We start from the raw sequence: 23,831 nt of genomic DNA on the forward strand, positions 1-23,831 counted from the left end.
GCCCCAATCATCGCTGGGAGTTGAGCAAAGGCGAGCTGCCGGCAGAATTTACAACAGAAATAGCTACTGCTCAACCCAAAGCCGGTCATAAAAAGAGGCCGTTCTCGACATCGAAAACGGCCTCCTCTTGGGCAAAAATGCGATGTGGCCGCGACGAGAATCGAACTCATATCAAGCGTTTAGGAAACGCCTATTCTATCCGTTGAACTACGCAGCCATGCCGCAAAGATAAGAACAGACACCCCCGACCTACGACTTATACAGCAGCGCGATGCCGAACGAGAGCGCCGTGAGAATAATGCCCACCAGGAAAATGGTGTAGCTGGTGCGCAGCAGCCCATACTTGCGCATCAGCACTTCACCGAGGTAGTAAATATCGGTTACCATGTTGGTGTAGAGCAAGTCCTTTTGCCGCATCAAGTCGCGCATGCCGCCCTGGAAGTGGTCGAGCTTGAGCTTGGTGAACTGGCCGAAAAACAGCAGGTTGACGCGCCGGTTGGTGGCTATTTCGGGGCTTTTCTTGAGCCAGGCGAAACTCGTGACATCGGGCTGAGCCGAGAGAATAGCCGTGGTTACCGAGCCCAAGGCCGTCACCAGCAAAATGCTTACCGGGATGGCCAGCACGGGGTTGTTGCCCATGAGTGGGGCTAAGCTGCCGGCCTTGCCCATTTTGGCCCCCAGATAGGTAATGATGACCGAAATCAGCACGGCGTTGAGCTGAATCATCATGCTGGCCTTTTTATCGGCCATATCGCTCAGCTTCATGTGGTTCGAGTACATGGTGCGGAACATCGTTTCGATGCCGCGTTTGGGCTCGGCGAAGGTTTCGCTCTTTTCCTTCGTTTTTTTCTTGTCCTTTTTCTCCTTCTTCTTAAGATAGTCGCGCTGGTCTTCGATGTTTTTTTTCAGCGCCTTCTTGTACCGGTCCTTGCCGGCTTCGGACAGGTACTTGTGGGCCAGCATGAAGTTGAGCTGGAGCTCGGCCCAATCCTGAGAGGGGTAAGTTTTGTCGAGCACCAGTTCCCACTCGGTGCGCAGCAGCTCGGCGCGCGAGCGGTAGTCGTCGCGGGCCAGGTTGCTCATGTCGGCATCCACGAGTAGCTTTTCGAGCTCGGTTTCGGGTTGCGAGTCGCGGTGCGTGGCCTTAATGAGAGCTTCGATGAGCTGCACGCGAGCGGCAGGCACGCGCTGCTGCGTGAGCCAGGCGGCGGCGCGCTCCATGCTGCGAAACTCATGGCCGTCGTACACATCCAGGTAGCCCGTATCATGAAACCAAGCCGCGACGAGGAGAGCTTCGGCATCGTCGTCGTTCAGCTTGGCGTCGGGGGCCAGGGCCCGGCACTCCTTCACCACGGCCTCGGTATGAGCCAGGGCGTGATATGTGAGCTTGGGTGAAAGCTCCCGGGCCAGCAGCTCGCCCACATAGTTTTGCGCTGCTTTGGCCAGGGCCGAAGCCTTGGCCTTGGAGGGCTTGTTAGAGTCAGCATCTTTGTCGGCGTCACTTTTTTTGTCGGCGCGCTCTTTTTTGTCGTCCTGGTCGGTTTGGCTGGCTGGAACGGACACGCTGAGGTCGGCTACGAGGGCTTCGGGCGAGGCTGGCTCGCCAGCCGCAGGGCCCTGCACCACGGGGCTGGGGGTACTCGGCGCTTCGGCCCTGGCAGGTGCGGCAGCGTCCGATGAGAAGGATTCGGGGGTAAGGTCTTCCATAAGATATGCGAAGCTACGGCGGTTCGGCCGACGGGCTCGCCGGCTTTGAACGCGAAGCCCGGGACGGAAGTTAGCAAAACTGCCCTAACCGCACTGCCGTGCTTTGCGTAACGGACCTACCGGCCGTGGCCGCACTGGGAATTATATACTGTACCTGGCCCCAAACGGCCCAATAATACCCCGCGCCGTACCTTCGATTACATGACCCCACTTCGTCACCTCGCTTTTCTGTTTGCCTGCTGCCTGCCTTTTACTACGCTGGCCCAGTCTGCCAAACCTACTGCTCCGCCCAAGCCCCCCAAAGAGACGCAAAAGGAGCTGCCCGAGCCGGGCGAATCGGACCAAAACCCGCGCAACGCCCGCCCCAACTACCGCAAAACCGGCGTGAACTGGCAGCGCAACGTGCCACCAGATTCGGCCAGCATCCGCTACCGCGTGTTTCTGATTGGCGACGTGGGCAACCCCATCGCGCCCGAAAAAGGGGGCGAGCCCAGTCTCAATTTCCTGCGCCAGCAAATTATGCGCGCCGGCAAAAACAGCACGACCATCTACCTGGGCGACAATATTTACAACTACGGCATGCCCGAGGAGGGCGCGTACGACCGCAAAATTGCCGAGAAGCGCCTCACCACGCAGCTCGATATTTTCCGGAACTACCCCGGCGAAAAGTACATGACGCCCGGCAACCACGACTGGATTCAGGGCCTGCCCGGAGGCCTGGCCCAGGTGAACCGGGAGCAGGCATTCGTGGAAAACTACATGATGAAAGACTCGGCGGCGTTTTCCTACACCGGCGACTTTTTCGTGCCCCGCGACGGCTGCCCCGGCCCGTTCGAGGTGCGCGTGCAGGACGACGTGGTGCTCATTGCCCTGAATTCGCAGTGGTTCCTGACGCCTTCGGCCAACCGCCCAAGCGGCCGCAGCTGCGGGGTCGAAAAAGAGGAAGATGTATATGCTGCGCTCCAGGATGTTATCGAGCGCAATAAGAACCGCAACATCATGGTGTTTGCCCACCATCCGCTGTTCTCCGACGGTATTCACGGCGGCTACTTCACCCTGGCCGACCATATTTTCCCGCTCAGCATCGTTTTCAAATACGCCTTTTTGCCGCTGCCCATCATCGGGTCGATTTACCCGTTTGCCCGCAAGTACGGCGGCATCAACCAGGATATTCCGCACCCTGACTATCAGGCTTACCGCAAGAATTTGCTCGAGCTTTTTAGCAAGTACCCCAACGTTATTTACGCCGCCGGGCACGAGCATAATCTCCAGTACTACAAAGAAGGCAGCACGCACTTCATCGTCAGCGGTTCGGGTTGCAAAACCCAGCACGTGAAGCCCGGCGACGGCGGCGGGGCCATTTTCTCGGACAAGGAGAAAGGCTGGGCCGAAGTGAACTACTACACCGACGGCCAGGTATGGGCCGAATACTTTATTCCGCAGGGCGACGGCCACACCGCCCGGCGCGTGTTCCGCACGCCGCTCTATACCAAGCCCATTGGGGGCGTAGCCACGCAGCCCGCCCAGGCCGTATCCGAAACGGCTCTGACTACCACCAACGGCGAGGCCAGTGGCCAGAAGCTGCCCGAAACGCAGCAGGCCATCAAGCAGGCCAAAGACGAGAAGCAGCAGAAAAAGGAGAAGACGGCGGCGGCCATTGCCAAAGACCCCATCCCAACGAAGCGGCCCGATTTCAGCGACAGCACCGTGACGGTGGCCATCAACCCGGCCTACGACAAGCACGGCAAGTTCCATAACTGGCTGCTGGGCGAGCACTACCGCAAGGAATGGGCCACGCCGGTCAAGTTTAACCTCCTAGACCTGGCCCACGACGAAGGCGGCCTGGTGCCCTACAAAACCGGCGGTGGCAAGCAAACTGCTTCACTGAAAGTGCGCAACGAAGCCGGCTATAATTTCTCGCTGCGCGGTATCGATAAAGACCCCGCGGCCGTGCTGCCCGAGCAGCTGCGCACCGGCCTGGCCCGCGCCGTGCTGCAGGACCAGATTTCGGCCCAGCACCCGTACGCCTCGTTTGTGCTGCCGCCCTTGGGCACGGCGGCCGGCATTTTGCACACCAATCCGGTGCCGGTGTTTATCCCGCGCGACCCCCTGCTGGGCCAGTATTACGCGCAGTTCCACGACTTGCCTGCTGCCCTCGAAGAAGACGCGAAGGACAGCCAGAGCAACGTGGCCAGTCTGGGCTACGCCACCAAGCTGGTGAGCACCGACAAGATGCTGGAACGCCTGCTTCAGGACAACGACAACCAGGTGGACCAGCAGGCATTTGCCCGTTCGCGCCTGTTTGATATGTGGATTGGCGACTGGGACCGCCACGAGGACCAGTGGCGCTGGAGTGAGCGCAAAACCAAGGACGGCGACCGCCGCTTCGTAGCCGTGCCCGAAGACCGTGACATTGCCTTTTTTAAGGGCGATGGGGTACTGCCTTACATCATCTCACGCAAGTTTGCGGTGCGCAACTTCCAGAATTTCGGCTACGACTACGCCGACTACAAAGGCCTGAACCAGACCGGCATGAGCAACGACCGGGTATTCATGAGCGCAGTAACCCGCGAGCAATGGATGGCCCAGGGCACTTACATGAAGGAACACCTCACCGATGAAATCATCGAGAAGGCTTTCCGGGATAAGTGGCCCAAGGAGATTTATGACCTGCACGCCAAGGAAATCATCGCCAAGCTCAAAAGCCGGCGCGACCTGCTGCCCGACCTGGCCGGCAAGTACGCCGACGTGCTGGCCGAAATCGTGGAAGTGCGCGGCTCCCGCAAGAACGAGAAGTTCACCGTGGAGCGCCTGCCCGGCCGCAAAACCCACGTGGTGATGCGCAAAATCAATAAAGACGGCAAGCTGACCAAGGTGCTCTACGACCGCACCTTCGATGATGAGGTAACCGACGAGGTGCGCCTCTACGGCATCAGCGGCAAGGACGTGTACGACGTGCGCGGCGACGTGAAGCGGGGCGTGAAGCTGCGCATTATCGCCGGTACGGGCCGCGACACCATTACTACCAGCGACCACGTGGGCGGCCTGCTCCACAAAACCCAGGTGTACGACGCCGATACCGGCAACGTCATCAGCACCAGCAGCGAGGCCCGGCAGCGCCTGGAGCCCGGCATTGAGGTGAGCCGCTACGACTATCCGCACCGCTTCGACCTGAAAGACTACCGGCTCGATTACTTTGGCCCGGCGGTGTACTTCGGCTACAACATCGACGATGGCCTTCTCATTGGGGGTGGGGCGACCTACCGCCACTATGGCTTCCGCCGCGAGCCGTACTCGTGGGAGCAAACCATTACGGCGAACTTCGCACCGGCCCGCGAAGCCTACAATATTCGCTACACCGGCCAGTTTACCCGCATTTTCCGGAAGACCGACCTGCGCGTTACGGCCCAGTACTATGGCCCGCAATTGCTGTACAACTTCTTCGGCATTGGCAACAACACGGTAAACCAGGCTATCAAAAACGAGAACGGCCCTACCACCAACCGCTCGGTCAACAGCGACTACCGGGTGCGTTTCAACCGCTTCACCCTGGCCCCCACCTTCGAGCGCAAGCTGTTCACCCTGGCCCGGTTCGGCATCGGCCCGCAGTACGACCAATTTCGGGTCGAGCAGAACCCCATTGGTACGGTCATCAAGGATAGCCTGACCCGGGACGGGGTTACGACTTACGAAAACCGTCGCTTCGGCGTCCGGGCTACTGATTTTCAGACCAACCAGTACTTGGGCGGCCTGATGTACCTGAACATCGACGCGGTTTCTTCGGCCAAAAACCCCCGCATTGGTCTGCGCTGGTACAACGAGTTTCAGTACAACTGGCAGCTCAACAGCGAAGGCTTGCACTACGGCCGCATCAGCACGGAGTTCCGGGCCTACGTCACGCCCAATTTCCCTTTCCACCTCACCTATGCCGGCCGCATTGGCTACCAGCACAACTACGGCGAATACCGCTTTTACCAGGCCAACACCCTGGGCGGCACCACCAACCTGCGCGGTTACCGCCGCACCCGCTTTGCCGGTCGCACCGTGCTCTACGCCAACTTCGAGCCGCGCTTGGAGCTGTTTAAATTCAACGCCTACTTATTCCCCGGCACGTTTGGCGTAATGGGCCTGGCCGATGCTGGCCGCGTGTATTCCGACAACGACACCCGCACCGGCTTCGATGCTTTCCACACTGGCTTCGGCGGAGGCATTTATGCCGACATCCTGAAGGCGGCGGTCATCAACGTCACCTATTCGGTGGGCGAAGAGAAGCTGATATTCGTCGGGTTCGACTTTCTGTTTTAGAACCTGCTTCGGCTCCTGCCAGCAATGGGCACTTTCGCACAGGCGAGGGTGCCCACTGTCTTTAGTGAAGCTGCCAAAATTTTGGCAATCCAATAATTTCTTTGGGTAAGTTTTATAATTATTACTAAATTGCCAGGGAGTTTCATTACAATTTCATCTTCATCACTTTTTTGTTTATGACCAAACTTTACATTGCCGCACTGGGCCTGCTGGGCCTGGCTTCTCCCGCCCTGGCCCAGGATGCACGCTTCGAATTCGGCACCGGTTCCGAAAGCATTACCACGCGTCGCGCCTGTGGTGCCATGGAAGTACTGGCCGCTCAGCTCGCCGCCGACCCTGCCCAGGCCCAGCGCATGGCTGCCATTGAGGCCCACGCCCAGCGCGTACTGTCCAATCCGGCGCTGGCCCGCACGGCCGCTGGTACCGTCATCATTCCGGTGGTTGTGCACGTGCTCTACAACACGGCCGCCCAGAACATCTCCGATGCTCAGGTGCAGTCGCAGATTGACGTGCTGAACGAGGATTTCCGTAAGCTGAACGCCGACGCCAGCAAGACGCCAACCCAGTTTGCCGGCCTCGCCGCCGATGCCAACGTGCAGTTCGTGTTGGCCAAGCGCGACCCCAGCGGCGCGGCAACCACTGGCGTCATTCACAAGCAAACCAAAACTGCCTCGTGGAGCACCAACGATGCCGTGAAGAATTCGAAGCGCGGCGGCGACAATGCCTGGGATGCCAGCAAGTATCTTAACCTGTGGGCCTGCAACTTGGGCCAGGGCCTGCTGGGCTACGCTCAGTTTCCCGGCGGGGCAGCCAGCACCGACGGCGTCGTGATTCTGTATTCGGCCTTCGGTAGCCGCGCCAAGTACGCCGCCGGTACCTACACCACCACCTACGACTTGGGCCGCACCGCCACCCACGAAGTAGGCCATTGGCTGAACCTGCGCCACATCTGGGGCGATGCTTCCTGTGGCAACGACCAAGTGGCCGACACCCCCACCCAGCAAACCAGCAACTACGGCTGCCCCGTTTTCCCCCATGTGACCTGCTCGAACTCGGGCGACATGAGCATGAACTACATGGACTACACCGACGACCAGTGCATGTACATGTTCTCGACCGGCCAAAGCGCGCGCATGAATGCACTGTTCGCCACCGGTGGTGCCCGCACCGGCCTGCTTACTTCGCTTGGCGGTACCGCTCCGCGCGCAGCCACCACGTTGGCCACGGCGTACCCCAACCCCGCCAGCGACGTGCTGAACCTGAGCCTGCCCACCGGGGCCGACGTCGCCCGCGCCACCGTGCGCGTGTACGACCTGGCTGGCCACGAAATGAAGCAGGTTGGCTACAATGGCCAAGGCCAGGTGCGCGTAGGCAGCCTGCCCCGCGGCCTCTACTACCTCACGGTAGGTACCGGTGCCGACGTAGTTCGCCAGCGCTTCGAGAAGGAATAACAGTCCGACACCATTCCCCGAAAGCATCCCGGCCAATTGGTCGGGGTGCTTTTTTTATAGCCATACCTGGCGATACGAGCCGGGCAACCTCCGTCGGCAATCTTAACCCAACACCTAATATAAGTAGCTAATAATGAAATACTAAAATGAATTTCTGGTGAAAAAACACTCAATTTCAAGAAAATATACAAATAGATATGGGTTGTAGTGCCATAATTTTAAAAATTAATGGGTGAAGCCGGAATTTTATTGAAATTTTTGCAATATTATACCTAGTTTGGCGGCTTGAATTACGTTTTTTCACCTTACTAACCAGCCAGTTTTCATGAAACAAACTTTTTACGCTGCCGCGTTGGGCCTGCTGGGCTTTGCGCTAACCACCAATTCTGCCCAAGCCCAGAAACGCTCCTGCGCCACAGTCGAGGTGCTGCAACAGCAGCTGGCCGCCGACCCCGGCCTGGCCGCTCGCATGGATGCCATCAACAACCAGGCGGTACTGTATGCCGCCAAGCAGGCTGGCACCGCTCAGCGCAGCACGGTCGCCGTGAGCGTGACCATTCCAGTCGTCGTACACGTGCTCTACAGCACGGCCTCAGAGAATATTTCGGATGCCCAGATTCAGTCGCAGATTGATGTACTGAACGAGGATTACCACAAGCTCAACCCAGACTACACTAAAACGCCCAGCGCCTTCGCCGGCCTGGTAGCCGACGTCGGCATTCAGTTCACGCTGGCTAAGCGCACGCCCACCGGCGTAGCCACCACTGGCATCGAGCGCAAGAGCAGCACGACTACCAGCTGGGGCACCGCCGATAAAATCAAGAGCACCAGCACGGGCGGCCTCAATGCCTGGGATGCGAGCAAATACCTGAACCTGTGGGTGGGAACCATTGGCGGCGGCATCCTGGGCTACGCCCAGTTTCCCGGCGGCGCGGCCGCTACCGACGGCGTGGTGATTTCGCCCGTGTACATCGGCCGCACCGGCACCGTGACTGCGCCCTACAACCTGGGCCGCACCGCCAGCCACGAAGTGGGCCACTGGCTGAACCTGAACCACATCTGGGGCGATGACTCGGGGGCCTGCACCGGCACCGATAACGTGAGCGACACCCCCAACCAGGCCTCGGAGAACTACGGCAAGCCCGTGTTCCCGCACGTGTCGTGCTCGAATGGCCCGAACGGCGACATGTTCATGAACTACATGGATTACGTGGACGACAACGCCATGTTTATGTTCTCGACCGGCCAAAGCTCGCGCATGAACGCCCTGTTTGCCAGCGGCGGGGCCCGCGTGGGCCTGCTCACTTCGCAGGGTGGCGTGGCCCCGGGCGGTGGCACCACCCCTCCCCCCGCCGTTGCCTACTGCGCCAGCAAAGGCACCAGCGTAGCGTATGAGTACCTCGACCTCGTGAAACTGGGTACCATCAACCGCACCTCGGGTGCCGATGGCGGCTACTACAACGGCACGGCTACCAGCACCAGCCTGGCCGCCGGCTCGGCCCAGACCATCAGCTTCTCGACCGGTTTCGTATCGAGCGCCTACACCGAGTACGTGAAAGTTTACATCGACTACAACCAGAACGGCGTGTTTACCGATGCCGGCGAGCTCGTGGTGAACGCCGCTGGCAGCAGCGCCGCCACTACCCGCACGGGCTCCTTTACGGTGCCCACCACGGCCAAAAGCGGCAACACCCGCTTACGCGTAGTACTGAGCGACAACTCGGCCACTACCAGCTGCGGCAGCTACAGCTACGGCGAAACCGAAGACTATACCATCAGCATCACGGGCGGTGCCCGCCTGGGTGGCAGCACGGCGCGCACCAGCAACCCCAACGCCCTGGCCGACCAGTACACGCTGTACCCCAACCCGGCCACGCAGGTACTGAACATTGCCCGCCCGGCCAACGCCGACCCCGAAGCCGCCTTCTCGGTGCGCGTGTACGACCTGCGCGGTGCCGAAGTACGCGGCCTGTCGCTGGCCGACGGCCAGGTAGATGTATCGAGCCTGCGCGCCGGCACCTACCTGCTGAACGTAACCGACGGCACCGGCACCTCGCACCAGCGCTTTGTGAAAGAATAGCTCTCCGGGCTCCTGAAAAAAAGCGCCCCGGCCAGTTGGTCGGGGCGCTTTTTTTGTGTTATGACTGGGGGTGGAACGCAAGAATGTCGCGCTGAGCGTGGTCGGAGCATCTCGCAAGCCAAGTAGGCCGGCCTACTTACCACTAGCCAAGGGCATTACAACCATTGATTATTGCCACAGGCAAGGTGCCTTGGCTGCGTTCGGCATCCCGTTCGGGGTTCGAGCTGCATTTTTCCCTGCTCTGCTCCTGCCCGCATAACCTTTTCCTAACCTCGCCGGTAAGTCAAACGCCGTTAGCTTCGCCCTTATGAAAACCTTGTACCTCTTCCGCCACGCCAAATCCAGCTGGAGCTTCGATGACCTGAGCGACCAGGAGCGCCCCCTCAACGACCGCGGCCGCGACGACGCCCCCATCATGGGCCAGGCCCTGAGCAAGCGCCGCATCTGTCCCGATGTCATCGTGAGCTCGCCCGCCGTGCGCGCCATGAGCACGGCCGTGCTGGTAGCCCGCGAGCTGCAGTACCCATCCGATAAAATCAGCATCGATGCCGGCATTTACGGGGCTGATGTGGACGACTTGCTCGCCATCATTCGCGCCCTGCCCAATTCTGCGGCTTCGGTCCTCCTGGTGGGCCACAACCCCACCATTACCGAAACAGCCAACGCCCTTTCGCCCTCGGCCCTGAACGAAATGCCCACCGCCGCCGTGGTCTGCCTGCATTTCGAGTGCGAAAAATGGGAAGAAGTGAGCAAGGCGAACGCCGAGTTCTACTTCTACGACTACCCACGCAACGAGAACTAGCAGCGCTTTTATGCCCGTGTAGGGGCGGGGCCTGTTCCCGCCCGTCGTTGAACGACCCACGGAGGTTGCGTTCGACGGCGGGCGGGGGCAGGCCCCGCCCCTGTTTTTTAATTCTGTCGGTGCCTTTAGCGGAAGCAGCCGGAATAATTCGCGCTTTTATGTGCCCGCCCCCCTTGGCTGCGGTGAGTACTCAACTGAAAATAGATTCCATTTTCAACTTATGCCCTATCGGCAAAGGGCCGCACGCAGAAAACTATGTATTTTATTTCTTCGGAAAAATCAATTATTATCCTGAGACTTTTCCCCGGAAATCTTCTATTGGCCCGAAATGTGTTTAGCGACTTACCGATACGATTCAGGGTCTGCCAGTTACAGAGGCATTATTTCATCTATCTCTCGCGGCTACTCGGCGACTATTTTCCGGCGTTCATCCAGTTAGTATCCAGGCAAGCATCTCTATTTATTCCAAATAGCTACCTTGCTCCGCACAACCGTTGCGCTTTTATTGCGCACGGCGTTACTTTCTATTCTTCTTACACTTCCCACCCGTGTCGATTGAACTAGAACAGGCTGCCCGGCGAGCCTCCGCTCCCGGCACCTTATCCGAAACCACTGCCCCGGCCCGCATCAGCTACGACCGCGTGGTGCTGCCCGGCGACTTCCCCGACCCGACCGTTATCAAAATCGGAGATACCTACTGGGCCAGTGCCACTTCGGCGGAATGGGGGGCGATTTTTCCAATTTTCTCGTCGAAAAACCTGCTCGACTGGGAGCTGGTAAGCCACGTATTTCCCGGAAACGCGCCCGATTGGGCCGGCTCCAACTTCTGGGCCCCGGAGTTTTACTACGAGCACGGCCGCACCTACCTGTATTACACTGCCCGCCAGAAGGGGGGCGTGCTGTGCGTGGCCGTAGCCAGCGCCGACCACCCGGCCGGCCCCTATCTCGACCACGGCCCGCTGGTGGGCCAGGAGGCGGGCTCCATCGACGGCTTCGCGATGCCCGATGAAAACGATGAGCTCTACCTCATCTGGAAGGAAGACGGCAACTCCTGCCAGCAGGATACGCCCATCTGGGCCCAGCGCCTGAACGGCGCCCGCACGGCCCTCATCGGCGAAGCCACCGAGTTGTTTGGCAACGACGCCCGGTGGGAAGGCCCGCTGGTGGAAGGCTCGGCGCTGGTGCGGCACGATGGCTGGTTTTATATGTTTTATGCCGGCAACTCGTGCTGCGGCAAGGGCTGCAACTACGCTACCGGCGTGGCGCGCTCACGCGCGCTGCTCGGCCCTTGGGAGAAACACGAGCAGAATCCCATCCTCGACCGCAATACGACCTGGAAGTGCCCCGGCCACGGCACGGTATGCGAGCTCGATGGCCGCTGGTTTCTGCTACACCACGCCTACGCAGCCGAAAGCCACGAATTCGTGGGCCGCCAAGGGCTGCTCAGCGAGTTTACCTGGAACGCCGACGGCTGGCCCGAGTTCGTGAGCCGCAGCCCCCAGGCCCCGGCCCTGACCGACATGGGCCGCTTCAACATCGCCGACGAATTTGAAGGCGACCAACTGGGCCTGGCGTGGCAGTGGCCACTTGGGCAGTTGCCCGCCGCTACCGTGCGGAACGGCCAACTACACCTTGCCGCCGATGCCTCGCGCCTCGGGGCCGTGGTAGCCCGCCGCACCCATGCCGCTACCTACAAGGCTGCCACCACCATCGACTTTGCCAACCTGCCGGTGGATACCTACGCCGGCCTGGCTGCCGTGGGCGACCCCTACAACGCGCTGGCCCTGGTGGCTGGCAATGGCCAGCTGCACGTGTGGCACCTGCGCAGCGGCAAGCACCAGACGCTGGTGCAGGTATTCATCGAGCCCTGCCAAGCCATCAGCCTGCGCCTCGAAGTGTGGGGCGGCCAGCGCTACCGCTTCGCCTACAGCACCGACGGCACTACCTGGCAGCCCCTGCCCACCGAAGGCTTCAGCCTGAACGGTACCTACCTGCCGCCCTGGGACCGGGGCGTGCGCCTGGCGCTGGTGGCGCAGGGCGAAACGGGCGGCGTGGCCACGTTCAACAACTTTGTGGTGCGCAACCAGCGGTAGGGGCAATTGGCTGCCAGCTTAAGCTCACTGAGAACGTCATGGTGAGCATGTCGAAACGGCTCTACCGCGCAATTCAACTAATTGGTTCCCATGCGGTAGAGATGCTTCGGCTGCGCTCAGCATGACGTATTCAATTACGTCATATCAACAAACAGCAACGCCCGACACTGATGTGTCGGGCGTTGCTGTTTAATTCGGATAGCGGTGGTTTAGCGGCGGTGCTTCTTGCTGGTTTTGCTTTTCGACTTTGAAGCGGCCGCCTTTTTCGTGCTTTTGTGCGAGGAAGGGCTCTTTTTCACGCTCACCTTTTTAGCGGTGTGATGCGTGGCTTTACTGGTTTTCGACTTCGACTTACTCTTGCTGGTGTGGGCGGCCGACTTAGTTTTGGTTTTCGATTTGCTCGCTTTGGCTTTGCTCGACTTGCTGCTGTGCGCCTTGGCTTTGGTGGCTTTCGATTTGCTGCTGCTGTGGTGACGGGCGGCGTAGCGGGCGGCGCGGCGGGCCTCGGCGCGGGCTTCGAGGCGGGCTTCTTCGCGGCGGGCGGCGGCACGGCGCGAGGCCAGGGCCTCGGCGTGGCGGATTTCGTAGCTGCGGGCGGTGCGGGCCGAAACGGCGGCCTCGTCGGTGGCCTCGGAGTAATGGGCGGTGGCGTCGGTTTCGGGAGCGGCGGTGTTGTCCTCGTTAGCCGCTTTCGGCGCTTCGGCGGCTACCTTTTTTCGGCGCACCGGCATCAGGAAGTCTCTTTCGGCGCGTTCGCGGAGGCTCAGATTTTCTTCGCCGGGCAGCTTGGTTACGGGTACTGCTTTCTCATTTTGAGCCTGCACACTGCCGGCCCACAGGAGCAGCGAAAAGAGGACAACTAGATGCTTCATAGAGGTATAAAGTAAAATCAACAGAAAACAAAGCTACACCCAACCCCGGTTAAATGCAAGCCCAACCCGCATCTAAACCATCACAAGGCCGTTTCCGTCCTCTAACGGCCTGTTTTATCCTACTCCGCTAAAATCGTGCTACGGATTCACGCACAACCGTGTGCCAGCCGACTGGGTTCCAAATTCGGGAGCGTACAGGCACTGCGCCTGGCTTAGGCCGCCCGAGAAATCGCCGGCCTGGCTGGCCCGCAGCCGGTATTCGAACACGTGGGTACCGCGCGGCACTTCGCTTAGGAAAAAGTTGGTAGCCGCGTCGCGCGGGCTCTCGTAGTAGCCCAGGCCGTTCTGGTAGCGGTAGCCGCTGGTTTGGGCAATGGGTTCGAGGCCGGCGGCGCGCTGGTCCTTCAAGTGCACGTACTCCAAGGCGCGGTCGGTGCGCAGCACGAGGCGCACCACCAGCGCATCACCAATTTTGAGGGGCGTGGCGGGCGTGAGCTTTTCGAGCACGGGGCCGCCGGCGGTGCGCACTTCGCGGTAGAGCTGGCGCTGGAGGCTGAGCGCCGTGGCGGCGGTCGTTACCTGGTCGAGGTCTTCGAAATACTGCCAGTAGAGCGCGCCCCAGGCCACGCCCGCGTCGGGCTTGGTGAGGGTAACTTTGCCCTGGGCGGGCTTGATTTCGGCGGCGGGCCAACTAGTTTTAACGTAGCCGGTACCGGCCTGCGCGGCCCCGGGCCCAATGAGTTCGCCGCCCACGCGCACTTGCAGCGGCGGGGTGGGCGCGAGCCAGTCGGAGCCGCGCAGCAGTAGGGCGTAGCAGGCATCGACGGTGGCGCGGGTGCTTTCCCAGCTGTGGGTCTGCTTCTGCTTCAACAGCCAGAGCTTCATCTCGTCCACCGACTTCTGGTCATTTTTTACTTCGTCGAAGGCCTCGATGAGGGTGGCCTGGGTTTCGGTGGGGGCCTCGCGCCAATAGTAGCCGCCGCGCACTTCCTTCCAATACATGCCCAGCTCGGTGGCGTGCAGGGCATTTTCGGTCAGGGCGCGCAGAATATCGGTGGCGGCGGGAGCTTTAGCTGGCGCTGACCTTTGGTTCGCGTCGGTGCGGTGCAGGGCCAGGGCAATCTGGGCTTGCAGGTAGCGGGTTTGGGCGGGCCAGTAGTTAGCGGCCTGCGTGCGGTAGTAGGCGAAAGCGGTTTTGGCAGCGGGTGCCTCGGGCTGCTGCGGCCAGAAACTGCGGGCGTAGAGGGCCTGAATATGCAGGTCGCCGAGGTGGTTGTCGGCCAGCTTCACGTTTTTCTCGCGGCGCAGGGTGCGGTAGTCGTCGGCTAACTCGGCATCAAGGTAGCGCAGGGCCTGTTGCAGCATGCCCTGGGCGGTAGCATCCTGGCTGGCATCAAAAGCGCCCAGCTTTTTCAGCTTGCCGAAACCGGCCACGATGAGCTGGGTGATGTAGCGGTCGGCGGGCATTTTCTCGAACCACGGAAAGGCTCCGGTGGGCAGCTGCTGGCGCTGGAGCCGGGCCAGGGCCTGGCGGGTTTCGGCCCGCAGGCGGGTTTCGTCGAACAGCTCGCTGAGGCGGGCCAGACGCGCGGTTTCGCCCTGCGCGTCGCGCACCCAGGGCGTTTCCTGGAGCAGCAGATTTTTCAGTTCCTGGTTCTGGGCCAGCTTGCTTTCGAGGGCGTTGCGCTGGGCGGCGGTACCGCTTTGGGCCTGGCGCGTCCACTCGGCCAGCACGGTTTTGAAGCGGGGATTCGACTTCAGAATCTGGGCGGCGAGCAGGTTGGCGTAGAGGCGGCTAAAAGTTTGCTCCGAGCACTCATAGGGGTACTCCATCAGGTAGGGCAGGCTTTGGACGGCGTACCAGGCGGGGTTGGCCGTCATTTCCAACGTGAGGGAGTAATTGCGCCGCGTGGGGCTGCTGGTGCTCGTCAGCTTCGTCAGCTCGAACGCGCGCGTGCCCGGCCCCACAATGGGCAGCGGTAGGCTCTCGGTGATGAGAATGCGGTTGGGTAGCACGGGCAGGGTGTTTTCCTCGCCATCCGAGTAAGTGTTGAGGGGTGAGGGTTGAGAGTTGAGTTTTTTAGCTCGCTTGCTCTTTTTATCGGTTAACTGTTCACTGTTAACTGCTAACTGACTTTGCGCTACCACCCGGTACGTCACTGCCACCGGCGCGAAATCACTCGGTAGGCTCAGCTCCCAGCCCAGCGCGGCGCTTTGGTGCGCGGCGGCCGACACAGCCTGCTGCGCTGGGCCCTTCAGCAGTTGGCTGGTGATATCCTGGCCCGTAGCCGCATCAAGTAGGAATAATTGCGCGGTGCCGCTGGTGGCGTGGTCGGTCAGGTTCGAGAACTTGGCGGGGAAGGTAAACGTGTCGCCCGGCCGCAGGAAGCGCGGCGCGTTGGGCGTAATCTGGATTTCCTTTTGGGTGACGAGCTGCCGGGCCAGCTGGCCGGTGTGCAGGGCTTTGTCGTGGGCCAGGGCCAGCAGCTGCCAGCGCGTCACGGCCTCGGGCATCTGGAATTCGAGCACCATGTCGCCGTTCTTGTCGGTGTGCAAAGCGGGCTGCCAGAAAGCCGTTTCGCGAAAATCGGAGCGGGTGGGCACGGCGGTGAGGTCGGGGGCGGCGGGCTCCAATCCCATTGAGCGCCGGCTTACAGAGCCTTCCCCACTTGGAGTCGAGCTACGGGTTCCGCGTAGCCTGATTTCTTGACCCTTACCTGGCGCAGAATCAGCCATTGCTGCCGAAGCCATTGGGGCAGGCGCGGCCATTTCCATATCGGCTTTTCCACGCACCGCCATGTTTCGCACCACTTTATCTCTTAACTCCGCCCGGTCAGGAACTTCCTCCAAGTAGCTTCCCCAAGTTTTCAATTCCGGGTAGCGCACTTCAGGTATATACCCTGCGGTTTCGCTATTAAAAAGTGGCTCCGAACTCACCTGCCCAAACTGCCCCTGCCAGCCAAACCGCGCCGGGTAATAACCCTGCCCAAACTCCAGCCCCATGAAGCTGTGCGGCCGGAAAACATCCAGGCTCTGGTCGTAGAGGGTGGCCAGCAGCTCGGCCTCGGCGGCCTGGCCGTTGGCTTGGTGGATGGTGACGCGCCAGGTTTCCTTCTGGCCCGGCTGGAGCTTATCGCGGAAGGTGGCAATGGCTAATTGCAGCGGCTGCGGCTTCTCCGCCACTAGCACCGTCGCGGTGTGGATGTATAAATGCCCGTCGCGCACTTGCGTGGTGTGGATGTAAAGCGGACCTACGGCCGCCGCCGGGCCGCTTTCGAGGCTGAGTCGCCGCTGCTCGTTGGCGTTCAGCGTCAGCCACTCCTGGCGCAGCAGCTGGCCTTCGCGCTCCACTTCCAGCAGGATGCGCCCCCCGGGCTCGCTGCTGCCCAGCAATAGGCTGGCGGGCTGGCCCGGGGCCACGGTATCGGCCAGCGCCACAAACCAGTCGGGCGTAGCGAAGGGCACGGTGGGGGCCTGCGAATCGTAGAGCGTGAAATCAAGCTGCGCTTTCGCTGAGTCGGTTCCGGCGGCGAGGGCTTCGAGGCGGTAGCGGCCGGTGGGCACGTCGGCCAGCAGCGCGGCTACCGCCAGCCGCGCGCTGGCTTTGGTGTCGAAAGGCAGGGTTTTGACTGGCTCCGGCGCGGCTTCGTTTTCGGTGGTTTGGGGCGCGGGGCCAGGCACGCCGGGCGGGTTGGGCCGGTAACGGCGGGCCAGCAGGCGCAGCGTGCCGGTGGCGGGCAGCGGCTCGCCGGTGGCGTTGGTGCCGAGCAGGGTGATGGTGGGCAGTTGCTGCTTGTCGATTTCAGTCGGCCCCACCAGACGCAGGCTGAGCGGATTGCGGCCAATGGCCAACCCGCGGGTGCCGGTGCGGGTTTCGCCGGCCGCATCGGTCACGTCGGCGGTTATTTCGAACAAATAGCCCGGCTCCCACCCACGGTTGCGCCCCGATGCTTTGGGCCCCGGCGGCGGCGTGAAGGTGAGCGTGAAGCGGCCCTCGGCATCGGTAGCAGTAGTGCCGTGGGCAATTTCCTGGCTGCCCTCACCCCGGCCCGGCGCGTAAATGCCGCGCCCACCGAAGCCGTAATCAAACAGCGAAAACAGCTCGCGGCGCGTGATGCGGTAGCGCACCGTAGCCCCGTCGGTGGCCTGCCCGGCGTAGGCGCGGGCGCGGCCGGTCACCGTCAGGGGCTGGCCCAGCTGCGGCCGGCCGGGCACCGAATCCAGCGTGACCAGGAAGGTGGGCCGCTTGTAGTCCTCCACCGCGAAGCCGATGCTGCCGTGGTCGGTTTGCAGGGTCATTTCACCATTCAGCAGGCCCGTGGGCAACACGATGGAGCCGTTGAACGAGCCGAAATCCGACGTGGTGAAGGGCAACGTCTGCACGGTCTGGCCGTTCACATCAACCAAGCGTACGCTCACCGATTCGGTGGGCAGAATGCGGGCCTTGCCACTCCGGCTTTCGGTCAAAATCCCCTTGAAAAACAGCATTTGCCCGGGTCGGTAAATGGCGCGGTCGGTGAAGAGAAAGGTGCGGCGCTGGGCCTGCTCGCTGGGGGCATCGCGGCCGGGAAAGTAGTACGCATTGAGGGGCAGTAGCAGCGTGTCGCGGTCCTGCCACACCCGCACGTTGGTCAACTGCTCGCGGCCGAGGGCATCGTTGGCCGCGTTCGGGCCGGGAATTTCGACCTCGCCAACCGCGCTGGTTTGCAGCACGGCCCCCAGGCGGCGTTCGTCGCGCTGCTTCTCGCGGTTGTACACGCTGAAAGTGGCCTGACAATTTATGCCAGCCAGTGGCGCGCCACTCTGGCGGTTAAGTAGCAGCAACGAAGTATTGCCGGTGGCCGCGTTGGCACGGCGCACCGCACTCAGCGCACTAGCCCCCACGAAACCGTAGCTCGTTACCGCCCCAGCCCGTGGCTCCGTCGGCTTTTCCGCCTGGTTGCTGATGACGACCAGATAATAGCCCAACGGCAGCGCTGCGCCCGCCGCCCCAAATGCCAACTCCTTATAATCCTGCGGATGCGCGGGCACCGGCACGGCCCAGGTGGCAGCCGGAGCCGCTTTCAGTGCCCGGGCGTAGCGCTGCGCCACGGTGCGATTCTTCGCATCGTACTCCCCCGATGTCTCCCATTCCTTCAGCGAAACGCGGTAGGCCCGGGCATGCAGCTCAGTCACGTTCCGCGCCGTCACGTCGAGCCGCCAGGGCTGGTTGGGCACCACGATATCAGCTGCTGAAAACGCCAGCTCGGGCTGCTCAATCTGCTGGCGCAGCTGCCGGGCCCGCGCCGCGCCGCGCGACTTCGGAAACCAGGCCTCCGCCTCGCGGGCCAGTTTCACGGCGGCCACGTTGTTGCCCGCTTCGTGCACCGCTTCGGCCCGCCGGGCCATAAACTCGGTGCTGATGGGCAGGTCGCGGTACGTCTCGGCCATTCGCACCAGGGCCGGCTCGTACTGCGCGGCTAGGTCGGTATGCTGGGTGAGGCCGTGCAGGTAGTCTATGCGGCTCAAATCCACGTCGGCCAGCGCGGCTTGGTTTTGGGGGACCAGCTGCTGGCGCGAGGCCGTGAGGCGCTGCAACAGGTGCAGCGCGTGCAGCTGGCCGTTCAGCGAGTCGGCCTCGGGGGCCAGCAGGCGCAGGGCGGCAAATTCGGCGGCGGGGCCAAATAGCTTCGGCTCCGTTAGCTGAAACTGTTGCTCGGGCTTGGTTATGTACAGCTCCTGGTTTTTCAGGCCCTCGATGGCGCGCTGGGCCAGCAGGTCGTACAGCGAGGGGCGCAGAGCACGGCCCTCGGCATCGCCGCCCACGGCCAGGTCGCCCAGCTCGGCCAGCGTGGTTTTCAGCTGGCGCTGCGGCTCGTCTTCCACCGACTGGTAATAGTGCCGCACAATGGCCGCGCCCAGCCGGCCCACGTCCCAGGTGGCCAGGCCGGTACCGCCATCGGCGGCCGCATCGCCGTCGGCGGGGCGGCCGTCCACGGTCGGAGCCGCGCCAGCCGTGCGCTGGTAGAGGGCGTAGCGGTGCTGGTCGAGGTAGCCGGTATACAGGCCGGCCAGCAGCGAGTGCAGAACGGGCCGCGCCGGAAACGTGGCCGTGGGCAGTTCGGCCTCGAGCAGGCCAATGGCTTTTTCGTCGGCATCGTCCTGCTTCGCATTCAGCAGCCGGATTTTGTAGAGCAGCGCCCGCACGTAGGCCGGGCTGTCGTTGGCCTTTTTGGCCTGCTGATAAATGGCCTCCACCAGCGGCGCGGCAGTGGCCGTCTGGTCCTTCCGGAGCAGGGCATCGATTTTTTTCCAGCGGGCGGCGTAGGTGCCGGGCGGCACGGGCGCGGCCGAGTCGGCGCTAAACAGCATAGTCAGGAGCAGGCAGGCAAGCAGGAACAAACGCATGGGCCAAGGAAAAGGGAACGAACGGTTACGACCTAAAAGATGCCCGGCCCGGTTTTATTGCACACCGCACTCGAAGCTGTCCAGTAAATCGGCTTTGGCGCGGGCTACCGGCTTTGCTCGTCGGCCCAGGCAGCAGCAGCTGGTCCGGGCAATGAATAACCGATGAAATATCCATCTATATTTGTTGTTAACGCCACCCGCAGGAAAATCCGGCGGGCCTTTTTATCTCTCCCCAAGCTCTTTTCCTTTCCATGAAAAACGTATTTTCTGCATTCCTCCTGATAACCGGCCTGGCCGGGGCGGCTACCACCGCGCAGGCGCAATCCACCATCAGCTTTGGCCCGCGTATAGGCGGCAACCTGGCCACCGTATCCCTCAGCGGCGACAATATCGATGGGGCGAACCCCAAGCAGATTGGCGGTTTTCAGTTCGGGGTAACGGCCGATATCAACCTGACTGGCCATCTGGCCTTGCAGCCCTCGCTGCTGTTCTCCCAAAAAGGGTTCAAAGTGGAGGAAAGCGGCAGCTCCACCAACAACGGCGTCACGGCCACCTACTCCGATAAGCGCACGCTAAAAATCAACTACCTGGAGCTGCCGCTGAACTTCGTGTACACCAGCGGCGGCGACCACGGCCTGCAGGTGTTTGCCGGCCCTTACCTGGCCCTGGGCGTAAGTGGCAGCGTGCCTTACGAATCCAGCATGGTTATCCCGGCTATTTTTGTGGATAAACACGAGTCCGGCACGGGAACCCTGAATTTTGCCAACCAGGAACCTAGCAATTTGAAGGACAATGAAACGTACGTGCGCCGGCTCGATGCCGGCTTCAATGGCGGCGTTGGCTACCGGCAAGGGCCGTTTCAGGTGCAGGTCAGCTACGGCCTGGGCCTGGGCAACATCGTGCCGAACGATAGCCAAGGCCAGGACCAGGGCGTTAGTGCCCACAACCGCGTCCTGCAATTATCGGCCAACTATTTCTTCGGCGGTAAGTAGCTGTACTTGTTCCCAAAGCAAAAAACCGCGCGACCGTGAGACCGCGCGGTTTTTTTGTGTTCTTTGAATTGAACAACGAACTGGTTGCTACGCCGCCGAGGCCGCCGTGCGCGCGCTGATGCCCGCCAGCACGGCCTCGGCCTGGGCCACGTGCCGCTGAATGTGCACCACCAGAAACTCCAGCTGGTCGGTCAGGCGCAGCAAAATCAACGGAAACAGGGGATTGGGAATGCGCACGGCGTTGGCGTTCACCTGCCGGGCCAGCAGCACCAGCCGCAGCAGCTCATCAATCTGGCGGCTGAATACCTCGGCCACGGTGCGTGGCAGGCGGGTGCCGGTGGGCGCGTAGCGACGGGGCGTGGTACGGGGCTTCTCACTAGCCGGGGCGCGCATGGCCTCAATAAATTTCCGGCCAATAAAGCCGTGCTTCGCCTCAGCCGCCGGCTTCGAGCCGCGCGCCTGCGCCCGCTTGATGCGGGCCGCGATGGTGGGCAGGTAGTGCCCGCCCACAATATTGAGATGCTCGAGGCACTGGCCGGTGCTCCAGCGGCCCGTGCCGGGCCGGCGGTTTAGCTCTTCAGCGCTCAGTGGGCGAAATCGTTGCTGGGCCACTACCCGCAGCTTCAGCAAATCGAAGGTGAGCTGGTCGAAGAACTCAGAAGTGGCGCGGACGGCGGCGGGCATAGGCGCAGGGGCTAACGAGGCATAAACATACGCCCCATCAACCGATTTTGCGCCCCCCGACGTTCCCCGGCGCGGGCCAATTCGACGGCAGGCGGTATCTTGTCGGCATGAATCATCCTCGTTTTTGGTGTGGCAGCGCGGCCCTGCTGCTGGCTACTGCTACCTCCGCCCTGGCCCAGGCCGTGCCCAACCCCGGCGAACGCGTCGAAAGCCTGATAACTTTCGGAGCTCAATCGGACAAGCAGTGGGGCGACGACGACTTCAGCCAGACCTTCTTTTTTCTCGTGCCGCAGAAGCAGCGCACCCCCGTTTACATCCGCGTGTACGACCCCGACTGCGGGGGTAAAAACGACGATTTGAAAGGAGCCGCCAACACTGTCACCTCCTTCAGCCTGTACGGCGGGCCGGGCACCTTCAGTGGCCCGCAGGCCCGCGACCCGCGCCCCACCAACCCCGCCCCCACCGGCCGCCTGCTCAAAAGCCAGTCGTTTGGCAGCGAGCCGCAGTACGATGGCAAGTGGTACACCTTCGGGCCCCTCAACCCGCTCGAAGGCGAGCCGGTGGAAGAGTTTCAGGGCCGCGTGTTTAAGCTGGTGGCCCGGGGCCTGAGCGGCAACGATGGCAACCTGTACCGCTACTTTTTCAGCACCAGCCCGACCGAAAATGTGTCGGTCGAGGGCGGCAATGCCTTCACTTATGAGTACTGCTTCCGGCTGCCGGCCACGGCCAGCAAAACCACGGTGCACCTGTATCCCTTCGTGAACGACAAGGTGGTGAGCATCAAGCAAAGCAACTACGATGTGGATAACGCGGCCACCCTCAGCGTGTTCAGCATTGCCAAAAACGGCCAGCCCGGCACCATGAGCGGCGACGGCGAATGGGCGAGCAGCATCTTTCCCATCGCCGGCAAAGAGCACGGCCTGAGCCTCGATTTTCGCCTCACCTCCACCAAGCCCGCGCCCAACGACATGGTCCTCTACGTGACCGACCAATACGAAACGGCCCTGCCCTTCTTTGCCATCCCGCTCGGCGGCCGCCCCCGCTACCAGTACGATATCGGAGTAAAAATCCACCGCTAGCTTTTCCAGGTAATGCCATAAAAAAACGTCATGCTTCGACTACGCTCAGCATGACGTTCCTTTTTTTCTCCTTTGAAGCTTGCTCCTACTCGCGGCCTTCGTTGCGTTGGGGCGCGCCGTGGTCGGCCTCGTTCTCTTCGCTGGAAGCGCGGTTTTCCTCGCGGGCAGTGGCCCCGTAATTAGCGTCGCGGTCTTCAATACGCTGGTCGCCAGCAGCCGGCGAGCCCGCGCTACTGCCCGGCTTGCTATCATCGTAGGCGTCGTTGTAAGAGCCTCCGCGCGAGCCTATTCCCTGCGCTGCGTCGCCATTGTTGGCCTGCTGCTGGGTGTAGCCATTGCGGTCGTTGCCGGTCTGGTAATCGGGAGTTTGCGCCGGGTCCTGGCGGCCCCGGTTGCCGTAGCCTTCGCTACTGGCGGGCTGAACACCGCGCGCATCGGCTGCCGCGGCCGGCGCTACGGCCCGGCCCTGGCTATCGGTATCGCTGGGCGTGGGCAGGTAATCTTCGGTCTGGTTGCGGTGTTCGGCCACGGGCTCTGTCGAGGGGCTACCCGCGCCGGCCCCGGGCAGGGAAGTATGCCCATAGTCGGCCGCGTAACCGCTATCCGGGCCTTTGCGCGAGCCATTGTCGTCCTGGTGGGCGCTGGCGGCGTCGGCCCGGTCGGGCTGGTTGCGGTTGTCGCCGGCGGGGCTGCCAAGCTCACCGCGCTGGGCCGTGGGGCCGGCGGCTGGCTCGCCACCACCGGGAGCAGGCGCGGTGCCGCGCTCGAAGCCGTATTCGCTGCGGGCGTCGGGGCGCTCGTCGCGGCCATCGTAGGCCCGGTAGGCGTTGGCTTGCACCCCGGGAGCCCCGGGGCCCCCGTAGTATCGGTCTTCGGCCGAGTCGCGGGGCTCGTAGTCGGCCACCCGGTTCTGGTTGCCAAAGCCGCCATGAGTGGTACCAGCCTGGCTTTCCGCACCAAACTCGCCGCGGTTGGCATCGCTGTACTGGTTGTCGCGGCGGGCCTGGTCGTGGTAGCTGTCCTGAGTGCTGTTGCCGAAATTACCACCGTAGGTTGCGCCGGGAGTACTGTTGGCTGGGTCTAAAGTGGCGGGGTCGGCTTCCTTGTTCTCCTCCGTTTTGTCCTCGGAGCCAACCGCGCCCTGGCCCGGGCTGGTTTCGGAAGCTGCCAGCGACTCGCTCGATACCGGCGCGGCCGTTGGGCCGGCGCTGTCGGGCTCGTTGGGCGCGCCCCCGGGCTGGCCCACGCCCGTGCCGGGAGCGGTATGCTGCGTAGCCGTGTTGCCCACGGGCCCGTCGATACGGTTGCCGGCAATGTCGTTGGATTCGGTGTTCAGGTTTTCGGGCTCGTGGGACATGGCGGAGGGTGGAATAATGAAT

The 23,831-nt window shown here is 62.0% G+C and carries 12 protein-coding genes and 1 tRNA gene; 7 read left to right on the top strand and 6 right to left on the bottom strand.

Going from position 1 to position 23,831, the window contains the following annotated elements; all coding sequences use genetic code 11:
• Positions 1 to 145: 145 nt before the first annotated feature.
• Both ABIB44_RS15110 and ABIB44_RS15115 read right to left on the bottom strand, forming a co-directional pair.
• A tRNA-Arg gene (locus ABIB44_RS15110) sits at positions 146 to 217 on the bottom strand.
• Between the two features lie 32 nt (positions 218 to 249).
• A complete protein-coding gene (locus tag ABIB44_RS15115; RefSeq protein ID WP_354585484.1) occupies positions 250 to 1,707 on the bottom strand; it encodes a Pycsar system effector family protein in 1,458 nt (485 codons plus the stop codon).
• Positions 1,708 to 1,908: 201 nt separating this feature from the next.
• On the opposite strand from ABIB44_RS15115, the gene ABIB44_RS15120 reads away from it, so the two are divergent.
• The 5 genes from ABIB44_RS15120 to ABIB44_RS15140 all read left to right on the top strand — a co-directional run bounded on the left by ABIB44_RS15120 (position 1,909) and on the right by ABIB44_RS15140 (position 12,438).
• A complete protein-coding gene (locus ABIB44_RS15120) occupies positions 1,909 to 6,012 on the top strand; it encodes a metallophosphoesterase (protein ID WP_354585485.1) in 4,104 nt (1,367 codons plus the stop codon).
• Between the two features lie 176 nt (positions 6,013 to 6,188).
• A complete protein-coding gene (locus ABIB44_RS15125; protein WP_354585486.1) occupies positions 6,189 to 7,463 on the top strand; it encodes a M43 family zinc metalloprotease in 1,275 nt (424 codons plus the stop codon).
• A gap of 325 nt (positions 7,464 to 7,788) precedes the next feature.
• A complete protein-coding gene (locus ABIB44_RS15130) occupies positions 7,789 to 9,543 on the top strand; it encodes a GEVED domain-containing protein (RefSeq protein ID WP_354585487.1) in 1,755 nt (584 codons plus the stop codon).
• 307 nt (positions 9,544 to 9,850) lie between these two features.
• Positions 9,851 to 10,345, top strand: coding sequence for a SixA phosphatase family protein (locus ABIB44_RS15135; RefSeq protein WP_354585488.1), 495 nt, complete (start codon positions 9,851 to 9,853; stop codon positions 10,343 to 10,345).
• Positions 10,346 to 10,893: 548 nt separating this feature from the next.
• On the top strand, positions 10,894 to 12,438 hold the full coding sequence (locus ABIB44_RS15140; RefSeq protein WP_354585489.1) for a family 43 glycosylhydrolase: 1,545 nt from the start codon (positions 10,894 to 10,896) through the stop codon (positions 12,436 to 12,438).
• 209 nt (positions 12,439 to 12,647) lie between these two features.
• Here ABIB44_RS15140 and ABIB44_RS15145 read toward each other — a convergent pair whose 3' ends face one another.
• Together ABIB44_RS15145 and ABIB44_RS15150 are read right to left on the bottom strand one after the other, a co-directional pair.
• Positions 12,648 to 13,310 carry a hypothetical protein gene (locus tag ABIB44_RS15145; protein ID WP_354585490.1) on the bottom strand — a complete coding sequence of 221 codons (663 nt, stop codon included), beginning with the start codon at positions 13,308 to 13,310 and terminating at the stop codon, positions 12,648 to 12,650.
• Positions 13,311 to 13,448: 138 nt separating this feature from the next.
• On the bottom strand, positions 13,449 to 19,697 hold the full coding sequence (locus ABIB44_RS15150) for an alpha-2-macroglobulin family protein (protein WP_354585491.1): 6,249 nt from the start codon (positions 19,695 to 19,697) through the stop codon (positions 13,449 to 13,451).
• A 251-nt stretch (positions 19,698 to 19,948) separates the two neighbouring features.
• On the opposite strand from ABIB44_RS15150, the gene ABIB44_RS15155 reads away from it, so the two are divergent.
• Complete coding sequence (locus tag ABIB44_RS15155; RefSeq protein ID WP_354585493.1) at positions 19,949 to 20,689, top strand: porin family protein; 741 nt, start codon at positions 19,949 to 19,951, stop codon at positions 20,687 to 20,689.
• Between the two features lie 87 nt (positions 20,690 to 20,776).
• Here ABIB44_RS15155 and ABIB44_RS15160 read toward each other — a convergent pair whose 3' ends face one another.
• Positions 20,777 to 21,373: a DinB family protein gene (locus ABIB44_RS15160; protein ID WP_354585494.1), complete on the bottom strand. Its 597-nt coding sequence runs from the start codon at positions 21,371 to 21,373 to the stop codon at positions 20,777 to 20,779.
• Between the two features lie 107 nt (positions 21,374 to 21,480).
• On the opposite strand from ABIB44_RS15160, the gene ABIB44_RS15165 reads away from it, so the two are divergent.
• Positions 21,481 to 22,452, top strand: coding sequence for a hypothetical protein (locus ABIB44_RS15165; RefSeq protein WP_354585495.1), 972 nt, complete (start codon positions 21,481 to 21,483; stop codon positions 22,450 to 22,452).
• Between the two features lie 85 nt (positions 22,453 to 22,537).
• Here the strand turns inward: ABIB44_RS15165 and ABIB44_RS15170 are convergent, their stop codons facing one another.
• The gene (locus tag ABIB44_RS15170) at positions 22,538 to 23,809 is read right to left on the bottom strand and encodes a hypothetical protein (RefSeq protein ID WP_354585496.1); all 1,272 of its coding nucleotides are present in this window, start codon (positions 23,807 to 23,809) and stop codon (positions 22,538 to 22,540) included.
• Positions 23,810 to 23,831 lie beyond the last annotated feature (22 nt).

The sequence above is a fragment of the Hymenobacter sp. UYCo722 genome (assembly GCF_040547115.1).
Taxonomy (GTDB): domain Bacteria; phylum Bacteroidota; class Bacteroidia; order Cytophagales; family Hymenobacteraceae; genus Hymenobacter.